Below are 12,172 nucleotides of genomic sequence, written 5' to 3' on the forward strand. Positions count from 1 at the left end.
TGCTGCCCATAAAATTCATATTACAAAATTTGATGTTGTTATTATCTCTTTCTTTAAAGCAATGACATATTCTTACACATTCCGGACACCGAAAATACATATAGGTACTACCGTCGTGAAACGTATGAACGCCTTTCAGCTCAGAATTGCTAATCTTAATTTTATTGTTACAATGTTGACACTTGATTTCATAAATAACTTCCATACCTTTACTCCTATCTTTGACTGGCATACCCTGTTTCCCAGTTCAAAAGGATAGCAAATTCAATTCTATCTGCATTTCTCAATGGCTGACTCTAAGATTTGCAATCCCCTTTCGAGCTGAGCATCAGTAACAACCAGTGGGCACAAAAATCTTATGACATTTGCATAAATTCCCGCACTTTCTATGATCAAGCCATTTAATGCCGCACACTTCACAATATCCGAAACCAATTTGGGATTAGGATTTTTACTCTTTTTATCGGTAACAAATTCAATGCCCATCATACAACCTATACCTCTTATGTCGCCAACCTCTTCATATTGCTCTTGCCACAGGTTAAATTTTTTCTTACATTTTTCAGCAATATCCAAAGCACGTTCACACAAGTTATCCCGCTCAATTATTTCTATAACTTTTAGGGCAGAGGCGCAGGCAAGAGGGTTTCCGCCGAAAGTACCTCCGATAATACTGCTCTTAACACCGTCAAAAATTTGGGCACTGGCTGTAACGGCGCTAAGTGGAATTCCGCCGGCAATAGATTTTGCAGTTGTAATAATGTCTGGAGCATAACCAGCCTCAGCCCAGTAGTTTGAAACAAACATCTTACCCGAACGAGCAAAGCCCGTTTGAACTTCATCGGCAATCATTAGTATACCGTTTTCATCACATAGTTTTCTGATCGCCTTGACCCACTCTAAAGGTGCAGGAATAAAGCCACCCTCTCCCTGCACAGGCTCGATAACAACTGCAGCCACATATTCTGGCGGTGATGCTTCTTCAAATACTTTTTTAAATTTATCCGCATAATAAGCAATTTTCTCTTCTTCCGTATATCCTTGCGGTCCTCTAAAGAGATAGGGGAATTCTGCACGGTATACCCCATCTGGGAATGGACCAATACCGGAGGAATAAGCCTTTTTGGAAGTCATAGCAGAAGCAAGCAGAGTCCTGCCATGAAAAGCGCCCGAAAATACGATAATATTAGGCCGCTTTGTATAAGACTTAGCAATTTTAACGGCATTTTCAACAGCTTCTGCGCCGGAGTTTACAAACATTGTCTTTCTCTTTTCACCTTTGACGGGGATAATGTGGTTCATTTTTTCTGCCAGCTTAATATATCCTTCATGAGTCACTATGTTCATCATAGCATGGAAATATTTATCGGATTGTTCTTTGACAGCCTCAATTAATTCAGGATGACTGTACCCTATATTCAGTACACCTACTCCTCCCACCCAATCAAGAAAAATATTACCATCCACATCTTCCAACATTGCACCTTCTCCTCTGCTGATTACGCAGGGATAAACACAGTTTATGGCATTTGGAACGGCTTTCCCTCTCCTTTCGATGATTGCTTGGGCCTTCGGGCCCGGCAAAGGTGTATTTATTGTTGGCAAAGCATTTCTAAGCATATAAATTATCTCCTTAACTATAAAATTTAAAAATATGAAAAGGAACATTTTCTTTATATGGCTTTCCGGTATATCCGTTTGATATCTTCCAAACTAAAGACAACCGGATGATTGGCGATACCGGCTGCAGAAACTTTCAGGCAATTTTCCGCCATCCAATCCACATCTTCCAGAGTAATTCCTTGCTCGCCCAGGGTCGTTACTAAATCAATTTTAGTAAGTAATTCTCTAATTTTCGGTACACAGTCCTTTTCATCTTTGCCACCTAAAAGTTTGGAAATGATAGCAAATTTCTCAGGTGCACCACTGATTGATTCTTCAAAAATTACTGGGGCAAGGGCTGCTAGCCCCCTGCCATGAACAATATTTTTTAGACCGCTGGCAGGATGTTCCATTCCATGAGGTGCTGTAACTCCTGCTGTATTAATAACCATTCCGCCTAGTGTACTGGCGAAACACAGCTGCTCCCAGCTGTCAAGATCTGACGGATCATCATATACTTTACCCAGGCTATGGGCACTGAGACGGATGCCTTCCAAAGCCTGCATTCTGGTCAACGGCTGCGCTAGAGAGGACAACCATCCTTCCATACTGTGACAAAGGGCATCAAAACCAACGCCAGCCAGGATGGATTTTGGCAGAGTAGTCATAAGCAGCGGATCAATTATGGAACAGGCAGGCACAATGGCCTTACAGCGCAAAGATTTTTTATCCATAGTTTCCGGATTGGTCATTACGGCAAAACCGTTTCCTTCACTTCCCGTACCGCAAGTGGTCGGTATGGCAATCACAGGCAAGGCTTGATCACTGAATTTCCGGCCAAAAACATAGTCATTGATATCACCGTTGTTAACGGTTTGAAAGGCGATACCCTTCGCAGCGTCGATACTGCTGCCTCCACCTACGCCGATGATAACGTCGCAACCCTCCGCAGCTGCCAGTGCTGCCCCTTCGTAGATTGTGGTAGTCAAAGGATTCGGGGTGACCTTGTCAAATAAACAAAAGGAAACCTTGTTCTCTTGCAAAAGTGTTTCAATCTTATGCAAAAGGCCGGAGCGTTTGGTGCTGCTGCCGCCAGTGACGATCAGAGCACGCTTGCCCAGTGCGACCGCCTTTTTGCCTATGGTATCTGATTTTCCGCAGCCGAACACGAAATTAACCGGCAAATGGTATTGAAATTCCAACATAATTGATCCTCCAAAAGTGCGGGGAGAGAAGCTCAGCATCTCTCCCCATGATATTTCTGGTTTTGGTGCAAATCTGCTAAGATGTTCTCTTTCTCACATCGACCAAACCTTCCCTAAGATGATCGCACTTGCCTTAGGGGAGCGTGGATTATTAGAGCGAATCAATCTGCTTATCCGCTTCAGCAACTGCCTGCTCAAAGCGTTCGACAACGATGTCAAAATCCTTGTAAGAAGTGGTCGCTGCAGGCTCAAAGCGGATTACCTTAGAATTGTTGAGAGTTCCGGCTGTCATGACACGTCGTGCGAACATGCCTTTGGCCACGATATAGCCGATCTCTGATTTGGGGAACTCAACCCCAATCATCAAGCCAATACCGCGGATTTCAGTTAGAACGCGCGGATACTTAGCCTGAACCTCCTTTAGCTTTCTTATCAGATATTGACCTTTTTCTTTTGCCTGCTGCGGTATGTCATATTTGAGCATGAAGTTTATCGTGGCAATTGCCGCGGCGCAGGCCAGGGGATTGCCGCCGAAAGTTGGTGAACCAAGTATCCAAGGATTATCCTGGAGTTCCTGAGTCCACAGATGAGGGCGGGCTATAATGCCTGTGATGGGCATGATGCCTCCGCCGAAGGCCTTACCATAGGTCATGATATCAGGGGTTACCCCTTCTTCCTCGCAGCGAAACATAGAACCCGTCCGCCCCATGCCGGTCTGGATTTCATCAAAGATTAAACAGACCCCATATTCGTCACAGATCTGGCGAACCTCCCGAAGATAGCCTTGAGGCGGGAGGATAACACCGGCTTCGCCCTGGATCGGTTCGAGGATAACAGCCGCTACTCCCTCTCCCACAGCTGTGAGGTTTTTGATTGCTTTACGGATATCCGCTGCCACTCCATATTCCACGTGCTGCACCTGCTGCACTATCGGCAGATAGGGAATGCGGTAAGTACCCTTCCCCCCCATTGACAGAGCCCCCATTGATTTACCGTGGAAACCTCCGATGGTGGAGATATACCAGCGGCCGCCCGTGGCAATACGAGCGAGTTTAAGCGCCATCTCAACTGCTTCGGCACCGCCATTAGTGAAAAAGCAGTATTGCAAGTCGCCGGGGGTTATTTCCGCCATGGCTTTGGCAAGATAACCGCGCAGCGGATCAAGCAGTTCTTGGCTGTGCAATGCTTGCCGGTGAAGCTGTGCCTCCACCGCCTCTAAGATTTCCGGATTTCTATGACCGCACATATAAATACCAAACCCGCCTAAGCAATCAATGAATTCCTCACCGTAAACATCGTAGAAATAAGAGTCGTGATCCATCCACTCAACAAAGGCGGCATTCGTAGAAACCGATTTGCGGTATTTAAGCCAGCCGGGATTAACATAGTTGTTATAGTTCTCTATTGCATCTTCGACGATTCTTCCCTTATCTTCTTTACTGAGCTCGTGGCCGGTAATATAACCGAGTGCCCTGTCAAGTTCTTTTAGTGCCTGCTCTTTACTCATTCTAAACTCCTCTTTCCTTGCCTCATAAATTTCTTATCGTTCTTTAAACCAACCGAGGGGAGACGGTTCGAGATTGATGTTAATCTGTTTCACCTCGGTATATTCCTCAAAACCAAAGGTGCCGAGTTCGCGACCCAAACCGCTCTGTTTGTAACCCCCCCATGGAGCTTCGTTATACGTTGGATTGTAAGCGTTGATCCAAGTAATACCTGCCCGCAGCTTTTTAATGACACGGAGTCCTTTAGCGCCATCTTGCGTAAAGACCCCGCCTGCCAGTCCATAAATCGTGTTATTGGCCATGGAGATGGCTTCTTGTTCATCTTTGAATTTTTGGACAACCAACACCGGTCCGAAAATCTCTTCTTGAACAATGCGCATTTCTGGTGAGGTGTCGGTAAAAATCGTAGGTTCTACGAAGTATCCCTTTTCTAAACTGCTATCCAGAATTCGGTTTCCACCGCACACCAGCCTGGCACCTTCTTTTTTCCCCAGTTCTATGTAATCAAGTACCCGGTTTAGGTGCGTTTCACTGATCAAGGGACCCATTTCGACGTCCTCCTCCAGCCCCGGCCCAACCTTGATTTGGTTGGTCCGCTCGACAAGCCTCTCCAGGAATTTGTCATGGATGCTCTCTTCAATTAGGAGCCTGGAGCCTGCGCTGCAAACCTCACCTTGGTTTACAAAGATGGCAAAAAGAGTCCAATCCACAGCTGCCTCCAGATCGGCATCAGCAAAAATGATATTCGGCGATTTACCGCCCAGTTCGAGGGAGATATTCTTAATGTTGCCTGTTGCAGCCATCATAATCGAACGTCCTGTCTTAGTACCGCCTGTAAAGGCGACTTTATCAATATCGAAATTGGCAGCAATCTCGTGCCCTACTGTATCACCGGCACCCAGCACCAGGTTAGCAACCCCCTTGGGATAACCCACTGCGTCAATAAGTTCAAAAAGCCTGATAACTGTTAATGGTGTTAGCTCTGAAGGCTTAAAGACAACTGTGTTGCCTGCCGCGAGGGCCGGTGCTAATTTCCAGGCAGCCATCAACAGCGGATAATTCCAAGGAACGATCTGTCCGCAGACACCGATGGGCTCGCGAACAACCAAAGTCTGCATCGGATCAGCTACATCGAAAGTCTGACCATGGGGCTTGGTGGCAAGACCGGCGTAATACCTAAAGCAAGCCACCGCGTCACTGACATCGCACTGAGCTTCACGCAAGGCTTTGCCATTGTTCTGAGTTTCCAGCTTGGCAAATTCTTCCGTCCGCTTTTCCAGGGCGTCGGCGAGGGCAAACATAAATCTGGCGCGTTCACTTGGAGACGTCGCCATCCAGCCATCTTCATAAAAAGCCCTCTTTGCTGCAGCGACGGCAAGCTTCACATCTTCCGCAGCGCCTTCGGCTACGGTTGCCAGAACACTGGCGTCGGCTGGATTGATAACGTCTCGGGTCTTACCGTCAAGCGCCGGCACCCATTGACCGTCAATATACATTCTTTCGAAACTTTCCATGCATAAGCTCCTCTCTCGAAATTAATTTGCAGTTTATAATTATGTTTCTGGGATCATTAAATCTAGACGACTGCTGCACAACATATCGGGAAAGCATTTTGTCATCCAACCTGACCCTTTTTGGAAGTTTTGGCCTCGAAGGTTCGCATAAACACAAGTATTAAGAGCGTGATCAGGATAATCACAGTGACTAAGGCATTGATATCCGGCGAGACTCCGGTTTTGACCTTGTTGAAAATATAGATGGGCAGTGTCATGCTGTCCACACCGGTGGTAAAAAAGCTGACAATCACATCATCGAGGGATAGCGTAAGTGCCAGCATAGCACCGGCGAGAATTCCTGGGGCAATGATCGGCAGAGTAATGCGTAAAAGAGTACGCAGACGGGTAGCACCCAGGTCCATCGCAGCCTCTTCCACAGACATGTCGTAGCCGGCAATACGTGAACGCACCGTAACAACAACATAAGGCATCGAGAAGGTGACATGGGCAATAATCAGCGTCGTAATACCCAGACTAATATTTAGAATGTGGTAAAAGGCGAGCAAAGAGATGCCCATAACGATCTCGGGGATAACAATGGGGATATAGAGAAAGGAGTCGACAATACTTTTACCCCTAAATTCATAGCGAAACATTCCTATAGCCGCAAGAGTGCCAATAAAAACTGAGATGACGACAGTAGCGGAGGCTACGATCGCTGTGTTTTCCAAGGCCGACATAAGATCTGTGTTCTGCAGCATAACGCCGTACCACTGGAGAGTGAATCCCTGAAAAACGATATTGAGCTTAGAGGAATTAAACGAGAAAAAGACAATGATCGCGATGGGCAGGTAGAGAAAAATATAGATTAGGGTCACAAAGACCGCCGACAGGAGCTTGGTTAACTGTTTGTTGCTTGAATTCATAACCTTACCCCCCCTTAAGTAATATTTTCGAGACTACCGCCGAAGTGCTTGTAGACTCTCATCAAGACGATGGTGAAGACAATCAGGAGAATCGATAGAGCTGCGCCAAAGGGCCAATCTCTCGCCGCAAGAAATTGGTTTCTAATAAGATTGCCAACGAGGACGGAATTGCCGCCTCCTAATAAGTCACTAATGAAGAAGTAACCAAGCGTCGGGATAAAGACTTGGATACAGCCGGCAAAAACACCCGGAACGGTGAGCGGGAGCGTCACCCGCCAAAAGGCTCGCCGCGGCTTGGCACCGAGATCGTTGGCGGCTTCCAGTAAAGAACGATCAAGTTTCTCGATTGAGCTGTAAAGCGGCAATACCATAAACGGAAACAGGGTATAGACCATTCCGACCATCACAGCTCCGTTTGTATAAAGCATCTGGAGTGGCCGAGAAATCAAGTGCGTTGATAGCAGCAGGGTATTAAAGGTACCGTTCGTCCGCAGCAGAATTATCCAGCCATAGGTACGAATGAGTGAGTTAGTCCAAAAGGGCAGCATAATTAGGGAAAGCAGAATACTTTTGTTGCGGTCATCGGCTCTGGCAATGATATAAGCGAAAGGATAGCCTATTACCAGGCAGAGTACCGTGGTTGCCAGAGCAATGACAATGGAAACAAAAAAGATCTTCAGGTAAAGGGGATCATAGATCCGCAGGTAGTTTTGAAAATTGAAATTCGCAACGACTCCCCCATAAGTACCCTTTTTCATAAAGCTGATGACAAGGATATATCCCAGGGGAGCGGCGACGAAAATTAGAAGCCAGAGGATAACCGGACCAACCATCAGGAAAAGGGGAATGCTTCGGGAAAGAGCCCTTCGCTTCTTAAGTGCGACTGTATTCATACACTCACCTCGATTTTCGGGACCTGCTCTATGAGATTATAGAGCGTTTCCTCATGGGTATGGAGAACAACGGTACTGTCCTTTTCCCAATAGACCCAAACGACCTCGCCTGGGGAAATCAGCGGTGTGCCTGCCAGCAGGCTCATTTTAAGTTCCTGACCATTAGGCAGTTCAATGATTGTCTTGATAATCGAACCTACATAGATATGTTCTTTGACAGTGCCCCTGATGTTGAAACCGGGCACAACGGCAGCAGAACATTTGAGCTTTTCAGGGCGCACTGAGATATAGACCATCTCGTCATGGCTGAACCCTGCTGCGCTGACCTCGGCGCTGCCAGTTTCAAAGATAACATTGAGGTTGTCGCCGTCGACACTTCCAACCGAAGCCTCAAAAATATTCGATTCACCAATAAAATCCGCGACGAATTTCGTTGCCGGTTGATTATAGATCTTATCAGGCGGGCCGATCTGCTCCAAAATACCGCTGTTCATGACTGCGATGCGATCGCTCATGGTTAAGGACTCTTCCTGATCGTGTGTTACATAAACAAAGGTAATACCCAGTTGGCGTTGGAGGTGCTTGAGTTCAACTTGCATCTGTTTGCGCAGTTTAAGATCCAACGCACCCAGAGGCTCATCAAGCAACAAAACCTTAGGTCGATTGACAAGTGCTCTGGCAATAGCCACACGCTGTTTCTGTCCGCCAGACAACTGGGAAGGCATCCGCTTCTCGTAGCCATCCATCTGCACTAAGGAAAGCATCTCGCCAACCCGCTGTCGGATTTCCTCTTTCTTGACTTTTTTCTCAGTTAGCCCAAAAGCAATATTGTCATAGATGTTCATATGAGGGAACAAGGCATAATTCTGGAACACAGTGTTGACATTACGCTGGTAGGGTGCCTTGTTCCCAACATCTTCACCTTCGATGATCACAGCGCCTGAGGTCACGGCTTCAAATCCGGCAATCATTCGCAAGGTTGTCGTCTTGCCACAGCCGGAAGGCCCGAGCATCGTTAAAAACTCACCCTCCCGTATCTGAAGGTTTAGGTTTTTGACGACCTTGTTAGCACCATAAAATTTATCCACATTGCGCAGTTCAACCATAACCTTATCAGATACTTGTGCCATGCGGGCACCTCCTTATTGCTTGTGTCGGTTTACAGAGTTTTCTCTCCTCTCTCTCCGGTTCGTATACGCATGACATCGCGGACATCGGAAATGAACACTTTGCCGTCTCCTACGTTACCCGTCGAGATTGTTTCGTGGAGCTCAGTAAGAATCTCCTCAACATCCTCATCTAAAACGACCGTCATCACCTGAACTTTAGGCAGTAAGTTTATCTCGAGGTTAAGTCCTTCAAACTCCTTGATTCTGCCCTTTTGGTGACCACAGCCCATAACGGCTGTGACTGTAAGGCCGATATAGTCGTGCTTAGCAAGGATTTTCTTTACATCGACGAGTTTCTCGGAACGAGTGATTATTTCAAGTTTTACCATCTTGTTTCCACTCCCTTTTCTGGTTTAGCTGTACCCGGTTGATTCATCAACCCTTAAATTCTGTCCAGATTCTATCAAATTGGCTCAACGAGGCCCCTACATCGTTAAGAAGTTCGCTGCTTTTAATCTTGTCGAAGGGAATATTGCTGGCTGGGTTGTCAAGATAACTTTTCGCTAACAATGAATGGGCAGCTTTGTTGGGATTGGTATAGGGGTACTCGGCGGAAATTAATTTACTAACTTTCGGATCAAGGATGTAGTTAATGAACATCTCTGCTTCCTTTTCATGCTTGGTACCTTTAACGATACAGAGGTTATCAATAGTAAGCCCGGAAATTCCCTCTTTAGGCCAAACAATTTTGATATCCGGGTTCGATTTGATGGCCAGAGCAGCTTCGCCATTGTAGATGAGGCCAATAGAGCATTCTCCTGAAATCAAAGAGGTTTTAGGGCTGTCACTGTCAAATACCTTAATATTTGGTCTGAGCTTCTTTAACCAACGTTCAGCTTCTTGAAGATCATTTTCGTTGGTATCGTTGAGCGAGTGGCCTGTTGCGAGCAAGGCGGCTCCGATAATGGGCCGCTCATCGTCAACAACGACGATCTGGTTTTTGAACGAGGGATCAAGCAAATCGTTATAGCTGGTGATGGTCTTCGTCACCTTTTTAGTGTTAACCGCCAGAACAACCGGACTGGAAAGGTACGGAACTGTGTATTTATTTCCCGGGTCGTAATCACGGTTGAGAAAGCTGTCATCTATGTTTTGGAAATTCGGGATATTATCTTTGTTAATCGGCTGAATAAGATTTTGGGCTATCATGCCTTTAACAGCGTAATTACTGGGTACGACGACATCATACTGTGAGAGTCCGCCCGCTTGTAATTTAGCGATCATTTCCTCGTTAGAAGAGAAGTTGCTCATCTTGACTGTGATGCCATACTTCTTTTTGAAGGAATCGAGCACTGACTGCGGGGTATACTCAGTCCATTGAAAAAAATTAAGTTCTTTAGTATCGCTGCCGTCACTCGTAGTTTTACTGGAACCGCAGCCGCCGAGAGATACCACTCCAAACGTCAAGAGCACCACCATAACCAAGGATAAGATACGTTTCATGAAAATTCCTCCTTACTTTAATTTAAAATAATAGTTGTGTTAGTTATCTCTTTATAAAAACTTAACAATAAAAACGGTTGTTAAGCCAACACCTATGTCAGGATAAAGAAAACTTAGCTGGCGCTAAGCCTCTGGCGAAAGCGGCAGGTTAGTTGCACTTATGCTAGAGGAAAGTATTTAACCGAAGGTTATACTTTCTGATAGTACAAGAAAAGAGGGTTGTCTCGCCTATAGCGAAACAACCCCATTGTTGTTTGTTGCATGATTTTTTGAGATCCTATTATTTCAAATTGAATCTCTTCCTTATAATTTCTACGAGCACATCACAGGTTCCCTCGACTCCCAGCAGACTGGAATCCAGCATTACATGCTTGAAGTCTTTATCTGACATAGAGTAGCCACAGTAGTGTTTGTGATATGCGTCCCTAGCTTTGTCTACAGCAGCAATCATTTTCTTTGCCTCGGCGGGTTGCATATCGAGCATCTCCACACAATTACAAAGTCTTGCGGTATACGGTGCATAGATAAATACATTAATAATCTCCGTACAATCTTTGAGAATATAATCTGAACACCGACCGACAATAATACACGGCCCTTTTTCCGCAAAATCCGTAATAATTTTTCGCTGAACAGCAAATATTTGATCCTGAATTTCGTTAGTCCCCATACCCAACGGGTAACTCATGTTGAAAAATGCAGAGTTTGCACTTTCTTCTTCATCACTTATGGTTGAAACCGGAAGATTCAGCTTCTTTGAAGTAAATTCCACGATCTCTCTGTCGTAATATTCGATGCCCAACGTTTCACTGACTTTGCGGGCAATTGGCCGACCTAGACTGCCAAACTGCCGTGCTATAGTAACCACAAATTTTTGTCCCGTAGTTAATCATCCCTTTGGAGAAATCTTGTTGTGTTTATGTTAGTATTTTAGCACAAATAAATTAAAATCCAATGGCTCCACGCTACAAATATTTCGTCTTCTTTTGTATTCCCAGTACAATTCATTAGCCCTTTGGGTAATCATCCAGCAACAATGCCTCCCCCAGATAAGAGTATCAAGCATTTTCCCAAAGGCCTTGGACAACTTCAGTTAGAATTCAGCTTATTATTTCATCCAATCGGAAACTCCCACTTCTTAAGTGGGAGTGGGGCCCCCGTACTCTGCTTTAGCGAAAGCGAGTTCGCTCTTTAATTAGTAATATTAGTATGATATACTCTAAAAAATCTGCCAAGGAGGTAAACCCTATGCGGACACAAGTAAAAACGTTATATGAGTCTGCAAGAACAAAATACATGCTGACCATCCTTGGTGGGCAAAACGGATTGAACAATGCTACTTCCTGGGTATATGTCACCGAAGATATTCAAACCGTTTCATTTTTAAAGGGTGGAGAGCTGGTTATTACCACAGGGCTTTTTACGCAAAACAACATTAATCTGTATCACTTCATCCGTACGATCGCTTTGCACAATTGCAGCGGCATCGTGCTTAATGTAGGCAAGTATATTAGTAAGGAAGATATTACTCCAGAAATTATCGAGTTTTGCAATATCAACGGATTTCCGCTCTTCACTATGCCTTGGGAGATACATTTAGTGGACATTTTACAGGATTTCTGCAAACTCCTTCTCTATGACAACAATTGGGAAAATCAACTCAGTGCAACCTTTCAGAACGCCATTAATCAGATGCCGGTACAAGACAATACTCTCCGCACTCTAAATCAGTTTGGGTTCGAAACTACAGGAGATTACAGGGTTCTCGTAATCCGTAATTTAGCAGATACAACCATAATTACCTCACCACTAAACAGCTACAGTCTGAAATATCACCTGTTCCAATATGACAATATGCACATTCTTGTCTATAATACGACGCAGAAACAGCTTTCCTTGGAAAGGGTTATTACACTGATTTGTTATTGTGACA

General features: G+C 45.2%; 11 protein-coding genes. 1 reads left to right on the forward strand and 10 read right to left on the reverse strand.

The annotated features are described in order from the left end of the window. Positions 1–270: 270 nt before the first annotated feature. The 10 genes from B5771_RS12715 to B5771_RS12760 form a co-directional block, all read right to left on the reverse strand. Positions 271–1,620: an aspartate aminotransferase family protein gene (locus tag B5771_RS12715; protein ID WP_088187821.1), complete on the reverse strand. Its 1,350-nt coding sequence runs from the start codon at positions 1,618–1,620 to the stop codon at positions 271–273. Positions 1,621–1,673: 53 nt separating this feature from the next. After that, positions 1,674–2,804: an iron-containing alcohol dehydrogenase gene (locus tag B5771_RS12720; protein ID WP_088187852.1), complete on the reverse strand. Its 1,131-nt coding sequence runs from the start codon at positions 2,802–2,804 to the stop codon at positions 1,674–1,676. Positions 2,805–2,958: 154 nt separating this feature from the next. Beyond that, entirely contained in the window at positions 2,959–4,344 is a 1,386-nt protein-coding gene (locus B5771_RS12725; protein WP_282433342.1) for a putrescine aminotransferase, read from the reverse strand. Between the two features lie 3 nt (positions 4,345–4,347). Further along, positions 4,348–5,826 (reverse strand): aldehyde dehydrogenase family protein, encoded by a 1,479-nt coding sequence (locus B5771_RS12730; protein ID WP_088187823.1) that lies wholly within the window; start codon positions 5,824–5,826, stop codon positions 4,348–4,350. Positions 5,827–5,927: 101 nt separating this feature from the next. Then, on the reverse strand, positions 5,928–6,734 hold the full coding sequence (locus B5771_RS12735) for an ABC transporter permease (protein ID WP_088187824.1): 807 nt from the start codon (positions 6,732–6,734) through the stop codon (positions 5,928–5,930). A gap of 14 nt (positions 6,735–6,748) precedes the next feature. Continuing rightward, entirely contained in the window at positions 6,749–7,627 is an 879-nt protein-coding gene (locus B5771_RS12740; RefSeq protein ID WP_172408261.1) for an ABC transporter permease, read from the reverse strand. Beyond that, entirely contained in the window at positions 7,624–8,757 is a 1,134-nt protein-coding gene (locus B5771_RS12745) for an ABC transporter ATP-binding protein (RefSeq protein WP_047809867.1), read from the reverse strand. Before B5771_RS12745 ends, B5771_RS12740 begins: the two co-directional genes overlap by 4 nt. 29 nt (positions 8,758–8,786) lie before the next feature. Continuing rightward, complete coding sequence (locus B5771_RS12750) at positions 8,787–9,125, reverse strand: P-II family nitrogen regulator (protein ID WP_047809868.1); 339 nt, start codon at positions 9,123–9,125, stop codon at positions 8,787–8,789. Positions 9,126–9,171: 46 nt separating this feature from the next. Next, on the reverse strand, positions 9,172–10,239 hold the full coding sequence (locus B5771_RS12755) for a spermidine/putrescine ABC transporter substrate-binding protein (RefSeq protein WP_047809869.1): 1,068 nt from the start codon (positions 10,237–10,239) through the stop codon (positions 9,172–9,174). A gap of 280 nt (positions 10,240–10,519) precedes the next feature. Beyond that, positions 10,520–11,107, reverse strand: a complete 588-nt coding sequence (locus tag B5771_RS12760; protein WP_047809870.1) for a cytidylate kinase-like family protein — start codon at positions 11,105–11,107, stop codon at positions 10,520–10,522. A gap of 380 nt (positions 11,108–11,487) precedes the next feature. Between B5771_RS12760 and B5771_RS12765 the strand changes: the two genes are divergently transcribed. Then, the coding region (locus tag B5771_RS12765; protein WP_172408262.1) for a PucR family transcriptional regulator ligand-binding domain-containing protein at positions 11,488–12,172 on the forward strand (685 nt) is incomplete at its 3' end.

Origin of the sequence: Desulfosporosinus sp. FKA (assembly GCF_002196785.1) — a bacterium.
In the GTDB taxonomy this organism is placed as follows: domain Bacteria; phylum Bacillota; class Desulfitobacteriia; order Desulfitobacteriales; family Desulfitobacteriaceae; genus Desulfosporosinus; species Desulfosporosinus acididurans.